Origin of the sequence: Arenibacter sp. ARW7G5Y1 (assembly GCF_003201775.1) — a bacterium.
In the GTDB taxonomy this organism is placed as follows: domain Bacteria; phylum Bacteroidota; class Bacteroidia; order Flavobacteriales; family Flavobacteriaceae; genus Arenibacter.
This window is the reverse complement of record NZ_QJJZ01000011.1, coordinates 1-15,978: the sequence shown is the minus strand read 5'-3', so window position 1 is coordinate 15,978 and position 15,978 is coordinate 1. Positions and strand designations below refer to the sequence as shown.

At 39.2% G+C, this 15,978-nt stretch carries 15 protein-coding genes; 10 read left to right on the top strand and 5 right to left on the bottom strand.

Features of this window, described 5'->3' with window-relative positions; all coding sequences use genetic code 11:
* Window positions 1-174 carry a hypothetical protein gene (locus C7972_RS23875; RefSeq protein WP_181422909.1) on the bottom strand — a complete coding sequence of 58 codons (174 nt, stop codon included), beginning with the start codon at window positions 172-174 and terminating at the stop codon, window positions 1-3.
* Between the two features lie 181 nt (window positions 175-355).
* On the opposite strand from C7972_RS23875, the gene C7972_RS15520 reads away from it, so the two are divergent.
* The 3 genes from C7972_RS15520 to C7972_RS15510 all read left to right on the top strand — a co-directional run bounded on the left by C7972_RS15520 (window position 356) and on the right by C7972_RS15510 (window position 4,513).
* A complete protein-coding gene (locus C7972_RS15520) occupies window positions 356-1,123 on the top strand; it encodes a LexA family transcriptional regulator (protein ID WP_110357099.1) in 768 nt (255 codons plus the stop codon).
* 759 nt (window positions 1,124-1,882) lie between these two features.
* Window positions 1,883-3,808, top strand: a complete 1,926-nt coding sequence (locus C7972_RS15515) for a sensor histidine kinase (protein ID WP_110357098.1) — start codon at window positions 1,883-1,885, stop codon at window positions 3,806-3,808.
* Window positions 3,809-3,832: 24 nt separating this feature from the next.
* Window positions 3,833-4,513, top strand: a complete 681-nt coding sequence (locus C7972_RS15510; RefSeq protein ID WP_110357097.1) for a metal-dependent hydrolase — start codon at window positions 3,833-3,835, stop codon at window positions 4,511-4,513.
* On the opposite strand, the gene C7972_RS15505 is transcribed toward C7972_RS15510, so the two are convergent.
* The gene (locus C7972_RS15505) at window positions 4,514-5,308 is read right to left on the bottom strand and encodes an SDR family oxidoreductase (protein WP_110357239.1); all 795 of its coding nucleotides are present in this window, start codon (window positions 5,306-5,308) and stop codon (window positions 4,514-4,516) included.
* Window positions 5,309-5,356: 48 nt separating this feature from the next.
* On the opposite strand from C7972_RS15505, the gene C7972_RS15500 reads away from it, so the two are divergent.
* The 3 genes from C7972_RS15500 to C7972_RS15490 are packed head-to-tail and all read left to right on the top strand — an operon-like array spanning window position 5,357 to window position 8,419.
* Complete coding sequence (locus C7972_RS15500) at window positions 5,357-6,409, top strand: o-succinylbenzoate synthase (RefSeq protein ID WP_110357096.1); 1,053 nt, start codon at window positions 5,357-5,359, stop codon at window positions 6,407-6,409.
* Window positions 6,400-7,359 carry a CPBP family intramembrane glutamic endopeptidase gene (locus C7972_RS15495; protein ID WP_110357095.1) on the top strand — a complete coding sequence of 320 codons (960 nt, stop codon included), beginning with the start codon at window positions 6,400-6,402 and terminating at the stop codon, window positions 7,357-7,359. The genes C7972_RS15500 and C7972_RS15495 overlap by 10 nt, the downstream gene beginning before the upstream one ends.
* Window positions 7,343-8,419 (top strand): AMP-binding protein, encoded by a 1,077-nt coding sequence (locus tag C7972_RS15490; RefSeq protein ID WP_110357094.1) that lies wholly within the window; start codon window positions 7,343-7,345, stop codon window positions 8,417-8,419. Before C7972_RS15495 ends, C7972_RS15490 begins: the two co-directional genes overlap by 17 nt.
* Window positions 8,420-8,629: 210 nt before the next feature.
* Here the strand turns inward: C7972_RS15490 and C7972_RS15485 are convergent, their stop codons facing one another.
* Entirely contained in the window at window positions 8,630-10,258 is a 1,629-nt protein-coding gene (locus tag C7972_RS15485) for an acyl-CoA carboxylase subunit beta (RefSeq protein WP_110357093.1), read from the bottom strand.
* A gap of 73 nt (window positions 10,259-10,331) precedes the next feature.
* Between C7972_RS15485 and C7972_RS15480 the strand changes: the two genes are divergently transcribed.
* The 3 genes from C7972_RS15480 to ettA all read left to right on the top strand — a co-directional run bounded on the left by C7972_RS15480 (window position 10,332) and on the right by ettA (window position 13,397).
* Window positions 10,332-11,315, top strand: coding sequence for a Gfo/Idh/MocA family protein (locus tag C7972_RS15480; protein WP_110357092.1), 984 nt, complete (start codon window positions 10,332-10,334; stop codon window positions 11,313-11,315).
* Window positions 11,316-11,387: 72 nt separating this feature from the next.
* Window positions 11,388-11,570: a CAL67264 family membrane protein gene (locus tag C7972_RS15475; protein ID WP_031443882.1), complete on the top strand. Its 183-nt coding sequence runs from the start codon at window positions 11,388-11,390 to the stop codon at window positions 11,568-11,570.
* A gap of 135 nt (window positions 11,571-11,705) precedes the next feature.
* A complete protein-coding gene (gene ettA / locus C7972_RS15470) occupies window positions 11,706-13,397 on the top strand; it encodes an energy-dependent translational throttle protein EttA (protein ID WP_110357091.1) in 1,692 nt (563 codons plus the stop codon).
* A gap of 97 nt (window positions 13,398-13,494) precedes the next feature.
* Here the strand turns inward: ettA and C7972_RS15465 are convergent, their stop codons facing one another.
* Window positions 13,495-14,295: an MBL fold metallo-hydrolase gene (locus C7972_RS15465; RefSeq protein ID WP_110357090.1), complete on the bottom strand. Its 801-nt coding sequence runs from the start codon at window positions 14,293-14,295 to the stop codon at window positions 13,495-13,497.
* Between the two features lie 12 nt (window positions 14,296-14,307).
* Window positions 14,308-14,772 carry a GNAT family N-acetyltransferase gene (locus tag C7972_RS15460; protein WP_110357089.1) on the bottom strand — a complete coding sequence of 155 codons (465 nt, stop codon included), beginning with the start codon at window positions 14,770-14,772 and terminating at the stop codon, window positions 14,308-14,310.
* Between the two features lie 172 nt (window positions 14,773-14,944).
* Between C7972_RS15460 and C7972_RS15455 the strand changes: the two genes are divergently transcribed.
* A complete protein-coding gene (locus C7972_RS15455) occupies window positions 14,945-15,832 on the top strand; it encodes a hypothetical protein (RefSeq protein WP_110357088.1) in 888 nt (295 codons plus the stop codon).
* Window positions 15,833-15,978 lie beyond the last annotated feature (146 nt).

The following is a 15,978-nucleotide window of genomic DNA, read 5'->3' as shown; positions in this document are numbered from 1 at the left end:
TTAATCAAATAAACTGAGTTGAACACTTAATTCTTTTTTTGGACGCCTTCTTTGGATTTTTTCCAAATGCCCCATGGACACAGTTCGATTCTTCCCGGAAGTATTGGCGGTATAATGATTATCCTCCATTCCGGAACAGGCCAGAACACTTAATTTTTGATGTAGATCGTCCATAGTCATTTTATTCAAAAGTTGTAATTATTCCAAATATATGGATTATTTCCCAATTATGGAAATAGTCCATAAAATATTTTGGATATAATCCAAATTGCGTATATTTGAAGCAAATAGATACGGACCATTTTACCCCACGGGGACATGTCCGTGTGAACCGTATCAATATAAAACCTGTACTATGAACGAGGATATGGAAATTGTAACAAAGCGATTTACAGATTTACGCCGCGAATTGGGATATACCCAATCCGATTTTGCCAACTTGCTCGGTATTTCAAATACCACTGCTGACATAGAAAGGGGCCGTACCAAATTATCTGGAAAAGTAGTGGTGGAATTACTCAAACAATTTAAAATTAATCCACTTTGGTTATTTGGGGAAAGTTCCCAAAAGCATTTAGCGATTACTAATATCAGTGTTATTCCAAAGGTGGTTACGGTAAATTCTGCCGAAAATGAGAATATGGTATTGGTAAACGCAAAAGCAGCAGCAGGATACCCCCAAAATATCCAGGACACCAGTTGGTACAAACAGCTACCTGCCTTTGATATTCCCTTACCGGAATTCAGAAATGCCACTTATAGGGGGTTCCAAATTGAAGGGGATAGTATGCTGCCCAACCTAAAGCCGGGGGAATGGGTATTGGCCAGGGCGGTGGAAGGTCTAAAAGATATAAGTTCCAACAAAATTTATGTGGTGGTATTACAGGATGCCGTACTGGTTAAAAAAATTGAAAAATCGCCCAATCCGGCCGTAATATCCCTAATATCCTTAAATGAAAACTATCCTCCCTACAGCGTTAATACGGAAGCCATACAGGAACTTTGGCAAGTTAGCAGCAAAATAACCTTTGGAGTGGATGCCACCTCCGAGAAGGGCTTGCTGAGACAGCTGCAGGAATCTATGGATGAGCTTAAAAATCAACTCAAAAAAGTGAATAATTAATATAGCACCATTGTAGGCTGGAAATGGCCAATATTTTTAGGGCAGCTATTTTCCGTATTAAAAATACCTATAGTAGGTAATGGAGACCAGCCGGAAGCATAAGCGATTTTTCGTGAAGAATATTCAGGTTGAAGCCATGTGGCATCATAAAGAAAATACCATTAACATTTAGTTGCCCTTCCGACCCTAACGGGCAGGCCACCTTACCCGAGCAACCCAATGACACCTAGTGTGCCAATAACAATATGGCTCCTTACTAGTGATGGTTGCCCATAGTCTTTTTACTCGATGACATGCACAATAAATCCGATGAATTACAAGACTATCTTTAATTCATAGGTTTCACAACAAGATATTGGCGTTACACAACAAAATTCTAAATTTCACAATACTACTGCATATTTTTGAACTGATAAAGAGTCCCAAATCTTATCATAACATAAATAAAAAGGCTGTGCAATTAATTTGTATTGCCTTTTTTATTTTAAACCCTATGACCGGCATTAGAGGTTGAAGGACAAAATAATGGTTAAATTGCCAACAAATCACTTTATTTGGCTGGTGATGTCACCAAACGATCAATGATAGTGGTAATTGAGAAGATGCGAGGTACAACATTAACCTTGCTTTGGCGTTTGTACTATTGTATCCAATATACCAAAGGCCCATTAAATTATTAAAAAAACCAAGAAGTAATTAGAATATTAAGACAACAATTGAACAATGGTGAAGTCTTTTCATAAAACATTTTTTTCATTAATGATTTGTTCATTGTGTTTTTGGTATTCACCTGCCCAAGACTCTTCAAACAAACCGGATTATTTTCAGGACTTCCAAAATAAGAAAGGAGCACAGGAAAGGTTCGATTATTTCTTCGGCACTCCCAATCGCTATCTCGAAGATTCTGCCTATGACTGGCAAGCAGCGGTAAATGTCTATCACAACAATGCCCAAAAATTGAAGGATTCAATAAGCATCACCAAATATGAGCTTATGCAATCCCAGCTTTATTATGATATTGGCGACTTTAGCAAAAGTGTGGCCATAGCAAATCAACTGTATAAGAAAATTGAAAATTTGGATTTGCCATCCAAAAAAATCCTTTTGGATCTTATAGACAATAACTACGCGAAATTAGGGCTATACGATCGGCAATTTGAAATAAGAAATGAAAAAAAGAATTTAGGCCTTACGGACAAGGTGATTTTCTATGATATTTATTCCAACCTGGGACTCCATAGAAAGGCAATGGACGACTATATCAAGGACAAACTTAAAACCATACGGGAGGACGATTACTACGGACAGGCACAATACCAGAGCAATGTAGGGAACTATCTTCTTTTGGACATGTCCTTTCCTACAGCTTTGACCTATTATAAAAAGGCAAAGGGATTTATAGATGTCTACCTAAACGATATCAGCAGGGAAAAAACAGAGCAGGAAATTAGTAAAGGTAATTTATTGAAGGCCATTATAGAAGGTAATATCGGGAAATGCCATGCCTTACTAAAGGAATACGATATTGCCATTCCCTTTTTGGAAAACTCCATCGATCTGTTCAACGAGTACAATAAGGGAAAATTCTCTTCGGAAATGGTTGAAAACACCTTGGAACTGGCAGATTGCCATTTGCAAAATGAAGACTACGAGAAGGCGAAGGAATACCTCCTTAATGGGCAAGATCCAGTAAAAACAGAGAATATCCTTAGAAAGAATAGACTGCTAGCGGCATATTATGACCGGATAGGGGATTATAAAAATTCGGTCGACTATTTAAAAAGAAATGTACGCATTAGGGATTCCCTGAATAGAAATGAATCCTCCATGAAAAAGCAGCAATTGGCCGCCGTGGCCGGACAAGAGATAGAGTACTCCAAAAAAATGATGGAGCAGCAGAAACAGGATTTAGAACAATTTCGAAGCGACTTACAGGCGAAAGAGGATAGGATCCATGTTGTTTTTATTTCTTTGATTTTTACACTTTTAGGATTTGCAGGCCTGGTTTTTGCCTATTTGAAAAGTATTAAGAACCAACGGCTCATTGCCGATCAAAAGCGTATAATCGAGGCATCATTGGTAGAGAAGGATTCGCTTTTAAAGGAAATTCACCATAGGGTAAAAAACAACCTCCAGATGGTTTCCAGCCTGCTTAGCCTACAAACGAAGAACACCCGCAGTAAGGCGGCCATAGAGGCATTGGAAGAAGGTAAGAGTAGGGTAAAGGCGATGGCACTAATCCATCAAAAATTATATCAGAACGATGATCTCTCCGTGATAGAAATGCAGGGGTACATAGAGAGTCTGATCAACAGTGTACAATCGGTCTATAAAAAAGGAGGACATAATATCAATATTACCATCGATGCCGAAGACGTGGAGCTGGATATAGATAGGGCAATCCCCTTTGGTCTTATTTTAAATGAATTGGTATCCAACTCATTTAAATACGCCTTCCCTGACGATGACGAAAATGGGAAAATTTATATCCATTTGAGGAAAAATGGGGGGCAGGGCTATTTTGAATACACGGATAATGGTGTTGGACTGCCGGAGGATACGGATGACAGGGCCAATTCTTCCATGGGGATCAGGTTAATGAATCGTCTGGTAAATCAGCTTCAATCCACTTTAAATATCGATAAAACATCGGAAGGAGTTCGTTTTTGGTTCAATTTTAAATAAATTTGAACAAAAACAGTTCAACCTATGCAAATTACTTTTCTTGGCCATTCCTCTTTATTGATTGAAACAGGTGGAAAAAGCTTACTGGTAGATCCTTTCATTACAGGAAATGATAAAGTGAAAGGCAAAATCAACATTGAAGATTTAAAACCCGATTATATCTTGGTCACCCATGCCCATCAAGACCATATATTGGATGTCGAGGAAATTGGGAAAAAGAACAAAGCAACGGTGGTAAGTAATTTTGAGATTGCCACTTACTATGAAAACAAAGGTCTAAAGTCCCACCCTATGAATCACGGTGGAAGCTGGAAATTCGATTTCGGCACTCTTAAATATGTCAATGCCATTCATACCTCTTCCTTTCCGGACGGGACTAATGGCGGACAACCCGGTGGATTTATTTTATCTTCAGAAGGAAAGTGTATTTATATTGCAGGGGACACGGCATTAACGATGGATATGAAGCTTATTCCAATGTCGTTCCAATTGGATCTTGCTGTATTGCCCATTGGCGATAATTTTACGATGGGGGTCGATGATGCACTTATAGCTTCCGATTTTGTTCAATGTCCTAGGATACTAGGTTATCATTACGATACTTTCGGGTATATTATAATTGATCATAAAGAGTCCGTTCAAAAATTTTCCAAGCATGGCAAAGAGTTAATTTTGCTGGAAATCGGTGAATCTTTAAAGGTATAATTACCTTACCTTATTTCGCAAAACCATTTTGTGGAGTAGTTTAGGAAAAAATCTTTTCAAATAGATGCCCATTACTTCTTTACGGCCTATGTAAACTTCAAATTTTTCCTTTTCTATGGCCTTGACCATTTTTATGGCAAAAAGTTGTGGTGATAATCCATTTTTAGTGGCCACATCATTTTTAACCTGGGGCGTGCCATCCGCTGTGAGGGCATTTATGGCCACATTGGTATTTACAAATCCGGGGCAAACCAGGGTAACCTTTATATGGTCATTTTCATGTTCCATACGCAAGACATCAAAAAAACCATGAAGAGCGTGTTTGGCACCACAGTATCCAGAGCGGTAAGGCGATCCGAATTTTCCCATTAGGCTGGTTACCGTAACAAAATGGCCTTTTTTATGGGACACAAAATAGGGTAGGATTGCTTTGCTAAGGGCTATGGTACCCACATAATTTACCACCATTAATTTCTTATATACTTTCATATCTGTTTCCAGGATCAAGGAGCGTTGGCTTATACCCGCGTTATTTATCAATATGTCTATTGATCCATAGAAAGACAAGGCTTCGGTTACTTTTCCGGACATACTATCGGTATCCATTAGATCTAGGGTGAGCAGGGAAATAAAATCCCCCTTTGGACAACGGGCTTTAACATTTTGAATATCTATTAATTTTCTGGAAGAAATAATCAGTTTATAGCCTTTGCTATTAAATTCATAGGTCAGTGCTTCCCCTATACCGGATGAAGCTCCGGTTATCCAAACCACCTTACCGACTTTTGTATTCATTTTTTTCATATTTAGAAAAAAAGATAGTTAAATTTGATGTTATATTTCATGAAAGCGACCTACAAAAAATACATTTTAGATTTTAAACGTCCCAGTGGAACTTCCAGGGGTGTAATGACCCAGAAGGAAACCTTCTTTATTATCTTGGAAAAGGATAAGAAATTTGGAATTGGGGAATGTGGTATTCTTAGAGGTTTAAGTGCTGATGATGTGCCTGATTATGAGGATAGGCTAAAATGGACCTGCGATAACATCAATTTGGGCGAAGATAGGCTTTGGGAAACTTTGATGGATTATCCAAGTATTCAGTTTGGAGTGGAACAGGCCTTTTTATCCCTAAATTCCAGAACCCCTTTTTTACTTTATCCATCAGAATTTACGGACTCCAACATACCAATTATCATAAATGGATTGATCTGGATGGGCGATGAACATTTTATGCACCAACAAATCCAACAAAAGTTGGAGGAAGGATTCAAATGCATAAAATTAAAAATTGGGGCCATCGATTTTGAAAAGGAAATAACACTTTTAAAATCTATTCGAAATAAATACAGTGAAAAGGAAATTGAACTAAGGGTCGATGCCAATGGTGCTTTTCTTCCTTCGGAGGCCATGCATAAACTGGAATGTCTATCCCCGTTTAACCTACACTCCATAGAGCAGCCCATAAAGGCAGGCAACGCCAATAAAATGAAGAAATTGTGCTTAAATCCTCCCATCCCCATAGCCTTGGACGAAGAATTAATCGGAATTGCAAATGTAACGGAAAAGGAGAAACTTCTACAAACTATAAGACCGCAGTACATAATCCTAAAGCCAAGTTTGATTGGAGGGTTTAGGGGAAGTATGGAATGGATCAGGGTTGCGGAGAAGTTAAATATAAAATGGTGGGTTACGAGTGCGCTGGAAAGCAACATTGGCCTTAACGCCATTGCCCAGTGGACTTACACCTTGGATAACCCTTTACCACAGGGATTGGGTACGGGTGGCTTATATACCAATAATTTTAAATGCCCGTTAAAAGTAAATAATGGAACAATATCCTATGAAAAAACCGGGAGTTGGGAAAATAATTTAATAGAGAATATATGTACATAGAGCAGGGATATAAAGGAAATTATGAATCTTGGCGATACCTTATTGGGATCTTGATCATTTTTATTGGCTGGCAACTTTTGGGATCCATTCCACTACTTGGGGTAATAACCGTTAAGGCTATCGGAGGGGCAACCTTTCCCTCGGATATTGCAGGGATGTCCAAAATAGTAGGTAGCAATTTATTTCTGTTCTTAATGTTAATTTCTTTTGTATTTGGTCTTTTGGCCACATTTCTTACCGTTAAATATGTACATCGACAAACCATAATCTCCCTTACCACTAGCCGAGAACGTATAGATTGGAAAAGAGTGTTTTTTGCTTTTGCTCTTTGGGGAACAATAACCGTATTGATTACCGGGGTGGACATCTATTTATCGCCAGAGGATTATGTTTTTAATTTTAAATTAATGCCCTTTGCTATATTGTGCCTCATTTCCATATTCTTGATCCCGCTCCAAACCAGTTTTGAGGAGTATTTTATGCGAGGTTATCTAATGCAGGGAATTGGATTGATGTCGGGTAAAAGATGGGTGCCATTGGTAACCACTTCAATGATTTTTGGTTTATTGCATTTTTTTAATCCTGAGGTTGAAAAATTGGGCTATGGAATAATGGTTTATTATATCGGTACCGGATTTTTTTTAGGGATACTGACTTTAATGGATGAAGGCTTGGAATTGGCCATCGGTTTTCATGCTGCCAACAATTTATTTACCGCCCTTTTGGTGACGGCTGATTGGACTGCCTTTCAAACCGAATCGCTCTATAGGGATATATCGGAACCAGAATTGGGTTGGGATGTTTTTATCCCTGTTTTGGTAATCTATCCAATTCTATTATATCTATTCTCCAAAAAATATGGCTGGACCAATTGGAAGGAACGTCTTGCAGGTGATGTGCAAAGTATTGAAACAGTACAACTAGCTGAAGAAGGTGAGTCCAAGCTATAAACATATCCATCCTAAATTCAAATTCAACGGAATCCACTACGATTTAGAGGCTTTAAAAGAGTTGGCCTACAGTCTTGTAAAAGAAGGTCAGGAGTATGAAGTGGCCATTGGTAAATTTCTTATGGACTGGCTGGATGAGGCCGATTCCATCCTAGTTGAAACTTCCGGCTCTACTGGTGCCCCCAAAACAATTGCCCTGAAAAAGGAACATATGGTCAACTCTGCGCTGGCCACTGGATCGTTCTTTAAAATGGGCGTAGGGACCAAAGCCCTTCAATGTTTATCCACCAACTTTATTGCAGGCAAAATGATGTTGGTCCGGGCCATAGTTCTCGGATGGGAGATAGACTTTGTTGAACCTACATCGCATCCGTTGGGCCAGAATTCCAAGCCCTACGATTTTTGTGCCATGGTACCTATGCAGGTCCAGGGTTCCCTATCCTCCTTAAACCAAATTGGAACTATAATTATTGGGGGAGCCCCCATTTCAACAGAACTTAAATTGAGGTTGAGCTGCGTAAACACCAAGATTTTCGAAACCTATGGAATGACCGAGACCATCACCCATATTGCAATAAAGGAGTTTGCGAAAGGTTTAGAAGACTTCAATTTCAAATCCCTTCCAGACGTTGCTCTATCCACGGACCACAGGGGCTGTCTTGTGATTGAAGCACCTAAGGTTTCGGACGAAATAATAGTGACCAATGATTTGGTAAACCTTATATCGTCAACCGAATTCCAATGGTTGGGCAGGTATGACAACGTAATTAATTCGGGCGGTGTAAAATTGATTCCCGAGCAACTGGAATCCAAATTTTCCACATTGATCAGTTCCAATTTTTTTGTGGCAGGCATCCCTGATCCGGATTTGGGTCAAAAATTGATATTGGTGGTAGAGGGTAATATGGATGGTAATCAATTGTCCCAAAAAATCAAATCCTTAAAATCAATTTCTAAATTTGAAATTCCCAAAGAAATATTTGTCGTGCCACAATTTGTGGAGACAGGGAACGGAAAGGTAAATAGAACCAAAACCATAGCGCTTCTCCATTTGGAATAGTTTATTTGAAGGGTGGATTTAAGAATTTCCAAATCCCGAATCAACCAAGAGTTTCATTTTCAAATTCAAAAATCTTCAAATTAACAAATTGGTACATTGTTACATTGGTACATTCCCAAATTTTTTCATTTCCAAATCTTCAAATCCCCAAATAAACACATCGTTACATTAGTACATTTGCTCATTGGTACATTTCCACATCATCAAATCCTAAACCTGCACCACCCCCATATTAAAAGGCTTTTCAATAGGCGCGTGGTTTGCCGCCTCAATACCCATGGATATCCATTTTCTAGTATCCAAAGGGTCTATCACCGCGTCCGTCCATAAACGTGATGCTGCGTAATAGGGCGAAATTTGATTGTCATATCGCTCTTTTATTCTATTAAAAAGTTCGTTTTCTTGGGCCTCCGTAATTTTCTCGCCCTTCTTTTTTAGGGAGGCGGTTTCTATCTGAAGAAGCACTTTGGCTGCCGAATTACCACTCATCACCGCCAATTCGGCGCTGGGCCAAGCCACAATCAATCTTGGATCGTACGCCTTTCCGCACATGGCGTAATTTCCCGCTCCGTAACTATTGCCTATAATAATGGTAAATTTAGGCACCACGGAATTACTTACGGCATTCACCATTTTTGCCCCATCCTTTATAATTCCCCCATGCTCACTTTTACTACCCACCATAAATCCGGTAACATCCTGTAAAAATACCAAGGGAATTTTCTTTTGGTTGCAATTGGCTATAAAACGGGTAGCCTTGTCGGCAGAATCGGAGTAGATGACCCCTCCAAACTGCATTTCCCCATTTTTGGTCTTTACCACCTTGCGCTGGTTGGCAACGATACCCACTGCCCATCCATCTATGCGGGCATAACCCGTAAGTATCGTTTTTCCATAACCTTCCTTGTATTGTTCAAATTCGGAATTATCTACCAGTCGATTTATAATTTCCAACATATCGTATTGCTCGGCCCTCGATTTTGGAATTAAACCATAAATATCATCTTCTTTTACCTTGGGTTTTATAGGTGATATTCTATTGTATCCTGCCTTATCGTAATCACCAATCTTACCCATTATGTTCTTTATGGTATCCAAAGCGTCCTTGTCGTCCTTGGCCTTATAATCCGTAACTCCGCTAATTTCACAATGTGTAGTTGCCCCTCCCAAGGTTTCATTGTCTATGACCTCTCCAATAGCGGCTTTTACCAAATAGCTTCCTGCCAAAAAAATACTACCGGTTTTGTCCACTATCAAAGCTTCATCGCTCATAATAGGAAGATAGGCCCCACCTGCAACACAACTACCCATAACTGCAGAAATTTGGGTAATTCCCATACTGCTCATTACAGCATTGTTCCTAAAAATTCTACCAAAATGTTCCTTGTCCGGAAATATTTCGTCCTGCATGGGAAGGTATACCCCGGCGCTATCTACCAGGTAAATTATGGGCAAGCGATTTTCAATGGAAATTTCCTGGGCCCTTAAGTTCTTTTTTGCAGTGATAGGAAACCACGCACCTGCCTTTACCGTAGCGTCATTGGCCACCACAATGCATTGCTTGCCCTGTACATAGCCTATTTTTACTACAACACCTCCTGACGGACACCCACCATGTGCCTCGTACATACCATCGCCTACAAAGGCTCCAATTTCAATAACATCCTTATCCTTATCCAATAGGTAGTCAATGCGTTCACGGGCACTTAACTTACCTTGGGAATGCTGTTTTTCCAATTTACTTTTGCCCCCTCCAAGTTTCACCTTGGCCAGTTTGTTCTTTAAGGCAGATAGTAGCAATTTATTGTGATCTTCGTTTTTATTGAAGTTGATATCCATGTTCAAACGCCTTTCTTTTGCGCAATAAAGATAAGGAGTTATATTTATTAACTTTAACTAAATAATATTCTAAATGGCTAAAAAAGTAAAATGGGGAATTATTGGATTGGGCAACATTGCCCGAAATTTTGTTAAGGACCTTGCCCTAGTGAACGACGCTCAAATTTATGCTGCAGCTTCTAGAAATTTGGACAAGGCCAAGGGGTTTGCCGAGGAATATAAAATTCCGAATGCGTACGGGAGCTACAAGGAGCTTTTGGAATGCAAGGAAGTTGATGTGGTTTATATTGCCACACCCCACACTTCACATTGCGAATTATCAATTATGGCTATGGAACATGGTAAACATGTTCTATGTGAAAAGCCAATGGGCATCAATAGGGCAGAAGTCGAAAAAATGCTAGCGGCAGCCAAACAAAACAAGGTATTTTTAATGGAAGCCCTATGGAGTAGATTTAACCCTTCCATTAAGAAGGCTAAACAATTGATAGACAATGGTGAAATAGGTCCATTGGCCTATATACATGCGGATTTTGCCTTTTATGCCTTGGATAGGGACCTCAAGGGAAGGGTATTAAATCCTGAACTAGCAGGCGGATCCTTACTGGATATCGGCATTTACCCCATTTTCCTTGCCTATTTGCTTCTTGGTAAACCGGACCAAATATTGTCATCCTCCAACTTTCATGACAATGGTACCGAGATACAGACTTCCATGATCTTTAAGTACCCCAAGGCACAGGCCATTTTATATTCAGGGTTCACAAGCCACTCCGAAATGAAAGCGGAAATATCGGGAGAGAGGGGTACCATATATATTCCAACAAGATGGCACGAAGCACAGGGATATACGGTTGAAAGAAATGGAGAAAAGGAGGATTTTAGCATCCCGACTACCGGTAGGGGATATTATTACGAAATAAAGGAGGTACATGACTGTCTTGAACAGGGCAAGCTGGAAAGTAGTCAGTGGAGCCATAGTAACAGTCTGGATTTGATAACCTTAATGGATACAGTGAGAAAACAAAATGGAATTGCATTTCCGTTTGAGGAATAAAGTTTTTATAAGTTGATAAATTCTTGTAAAATTTACGATATTTGAGGCACTACAAACCAAACCAGTTAAAAAATGGGAATGAATAAGAATACAGTGCTTGCTTGGGCAACCTTTATAATGATTATTGTAGGTCTTTCGCTTATTGCGTTGGGTGCTTTTAGATACGATGATGTTGCCGGATGGGGATTTGCCTCGGTTGGAATAGGTTTCTTCGCAATTGCATGGGTATTTAATGCACTAAAGGGTAGGGTATAGGCGGTCACCGCGGATTTAGTATTTCAAGATTTGGGGGCTATCTTAGCTTCGTGTGGAAAAAGTGCTATCCAAAGATTGCAAGTTACCGGTGCCAATTATAATTCAATTAGTCATACTTAATAATACATTTATAATATGTCGGACGATAAGAAAGTCATTTTCTCCATGTCTGGGGTTACTAAAACGTACAAAACAGCCAATACCCCAGTATTAAAGAATATTTATTTAAGTTTCTTTTACGGAGCCAAGATCGGGATTTTGGGTCTTAATGGTTCCGGTAAATCTACCCTACTCAAAATAATTGCAGGAGTGGACAAGAACTTCCAGGGAGATGTAGTTTTTTCCCCTGGTTATAAGGTAGGTTATTTGGAACAGGAACCACAATTGGACGAGAACAAGACCGTTTTGGAGGTGGTCAAGGAAGGCGTGGCTGAGACTGTGGCCATCCTGGATGAATACAATAAGATCAATGATATGTTTGGTCTTCCCGAAGTTTATGAGGATGCAGATAAAATGCAAAAACTCATGGATAAGCAGGCGGAACTACAGGATAGGATAGATGCCACCAATGCATGGGAACTGGACAACAAATTGGAAGTGGCCATGGACGCCTTGCGCACCCCGGATTCCGACAAGAAGATTGGTATACTTTCAGGAGGTGAAAGAAGACGTGTAGCGCTGTGCCGATTGTTGTTGCAAGAACCGGAAATTCTATTGCTGGATGAGCCTACAAACCATTTGGATGCGGAATCTGTTCATTGGTTGGAGCACCATTTGGCAGAGTACAAAGGAACCGTTATTGCAGTTACCCACGATAGGTATTTCTTGGATAATGTAGCCGGATGGATCTTGGAATTGGATAGGGGGGAAGGTATTCCATGGAAAGGAAACTACTCTAGCTGGCTGGACCAAAAATCCAAGCGCATGGCCCAAGAAAGTAAAACAGCTTCCAAAAGACAGAAAATACTGGAAAGGGAGTTGGATTGGGTAAGACAAGGGGCCAAAGGTAGACAGACTAAACAAAAGGCGCGTTTACAGAACTATGACAAATTGATGAGCCAGGACCAAAAACAATTGGATGAAAAACTGGAGATCTATATCCCGAACGGACCTCGCTTGGGGACCAATGTAATAGAAGCCAAGGGTGTAAGTAAGGCCTACGGGGATAAATTGCTTTATGAGGACCTTAATTTTAAATTACCACAGGCGGGCATTGTAGGTATTATTGGTCCCAACGGGGCTGGTAAAACCACTATTTTCCGCATGATAATGGGGGAAGAACAACCTGACAAAGGGGAGTTTGTAGTGGGGGAAACGGCAAAAATTGCCTACGTGGACCAGAGTCATTCCAATATAGATCCCAATAAGACCATTTGGCAAAATTTTAGTGATGAGCAGGAATTGATCATGATGGGAGGCAGACAGGTAAATTCCAGGGCCTATTTAAGTCGATTCAATTTTTCTGGAAGTGAGCAGAACAAAAAGGTGGAAATGCTTTCCGGTGGGGAGCGTAACCGACTACATTTGGCCATGACCCTTAAAGAAGAGGGCAACGTACTTCTCTTGGATGAGCCTACCAACGATTTGGATGTGAACACCCTAAGAGCCTTGGAGGAAGGTTTGGAAAATTTTGCCGGTTGTGCCGTGGTCATTTCCCACGACAGGTGGTTCTTGGATAGGATTTGTACCCATATCCTATCGTTTGAAGGTGATTCCCAAGTGTATTTCTTTGAAGGATCGTTCTCTGAATACGAAGAAAATAAGAAGAAACGTCTTGGAGGAGATTTAATACCTAAGCGACTGAAATATAAAAAGTTGGTACGCTAATCCAACTGACCTATTTAATAATACGCTGTTGTCACAAGAAATTGTGACAACAGCGTATTATTTTTAACAAATATAGACACCTAGTATTGTAAGACCCTTAATAATCTTCCTTGGGATACCAATCCAATTGTACTACCTCAATATTGGGATTCTTATCATTTACCAAGGCTTTAAATTTGGCCACATCCCCAACATCGGGCTTTCCTCTATAATGATAGGGATAGACCTGCTTAGGTTTAAATTCCAACACGGCATCCGCAGCACTTTCCACAGTCATGGTATAGGGTAGGTTCATGCAGACAAAGGCCTTATCTATATTTTGAAGAGCACGCATTTCGGGAATATCCTCGGTATCGCCTGAGAAATAGATCCGTTCACTATTTTTACTTAGCACATACCCATTGCCTCTTCCCTTAACATGAAAGTCTTTGGCTTCCTCCCTAAGATTATACATGGGAATTGCTTCAATGTTAATACCATAACGTTCTTTAGTTTCCCCATTATTTAAAATATCCAGTTGTGGTGTAAATTCTGCCGGAATTTTGTCGGCCACCGCCTGGGGAACAATTATTTTAGCCTTTTGGGTATGCAGGGCCTTTAATGTTTCCATGCTAAAGTGATCGCCATGGATATCTGTAATCAATATAAGGTCGGGTTCCCGAACATTGGCGAAGGCCTCCTTGCCTCCAACTGGATCTATATATATAATGGTTCCATCCCAATCCAAAACTGCCGTGGCATGTTCTATTGGCACAATGTCAATGTTGGAAGTACTTTGCTCTGTTTTTAGGTTTACTGCCTCCGCTTTTTCCTGATTGGAAGTGGATTTTTCCTTACATCCTATAGTCAATAGACCAACAAACAAAACTGTTGCTAAAAAGTATTTTGAACAGTGCATAGTTATAGTGATTTAAATTATTATTAATTCCATTTTAATATCACCCCTGGCATAGGGGAGATTTTCTTCCATTTCAATTTCTTTGAAACCGTACTTCCTATAAATATATAGGGCGTTTTCCAATTTGGTACTGGAATATAAAATTATTTTATTCCACATATTTTGTTTGGAAAATTCAATAGCGAAGGCCAAAAGAGCCTGGCCTATTTTTAAACCTTGGTATTCTGGGTCTACGGCCATTTTACCCAATTCAAAAACCCCGTCCCTCAATTTTATTAATGCAAAGCAACCTACTATTTCATCATTGTATTGGGCAAAAAATATAAATCCGCCCTTATCTATTATGTTGGCTTCACAGTTTTCCAAAAGAACTTTGTCCTTTGGCTCCACATAAAAATATTTTTCCAACCACGCTACATTCAGGTCCTTAAACCTTGTAGCAAAGCACGCTTTAAAAGGTATAATACTTAGGGACATCTTGGTACAATCACTATTTTCCTAAAGTTAAGTTAATCATTTAGTATTCTTATCGAGAAAATTTATTTATTTTAACTAAAAAAATCTAAAATCCAAACCAGATCGTATATAGAGTGTTACAAACAAATAAATTTTAAGGTAAAAAAGAATTAAATAATTAATAATTACAATTATGACTGAAACAAAAAGTAATAATGGATTGAAGGTTATTGCAGGTTTATTAGGTGTAATTTTACTTGGGGTAATCATTTACACTGTAAGTTTATATCAGGATAAACAAAAGAATACTGCATTACTTACAAAAGAAAAAGAATTGGTTGTTGAAGATTTGACCAGTTTAAAATCCGAGTATGACAAAGCTATCTTGGAAAGCAATGCAACCAATGAAGAATTGGTTTCTGCCAGGGACAATATTGCAAAATACATTGATTCCGTTAAGACTATGAAAGCGGATATTGCTAGTCTTTACCGTTACAGAAAACAAGTTGGTATTTTGACCAAAGAAAGGGAACAATTGATCAGAAAAGTTGATTCTTTGACCAGGTCCAATACTTTCTTGGCCATGCAAAGGGACAGTACCTATGTAGAATTGGAGAAACAAACAGTTTTCAACGATTCCTTGGTAGTACAAAATACCCAATTGGCCGATGTAGTTTCAAAAGGGTCTGCCTTAAATCTATCCAAATTCTCTGTGGACGCAGTTAAAGAGAGGTCCAGTGGTAAATTGGTATCTACTTCTAGAGCTAAGGCCACCGATAAATTAAAAGTTTGTTTCACTGTAGCCGATAACGTAATTGCCCAGGCTGGGGACAGACAATTCTTTATTGAGGTCTTGGATCCACAAGGCAATGTCTTGGGAGAAAGCTTCTCTAAAACAAATGACTCAGGAGCTAGCGTTACTTACAGCAAAGGCACGGAATTCTATTATGAGAACCGCTCTTTGGACGTATGTGATTTCATTAACAAGCCAGCAAGTGATTTCCAGAAAGGGAACTACATGGTAAATGTTTATGATAATAGTCTAAAATTATTGGGAACTTCCAAGTTTCAATTAAAATAAAGGAACACTATCCATTTAACTTAAAAGAGGCTGTCTAAAAAGGCAGTCTCTTTTTTTTTGTTTATGATTTTAAAAAAAGTATTGATTTTCTTATCTTAATGGTATGAAAAGCAATGTCGTTTGGAAGACCAATAATCAGACGCAAT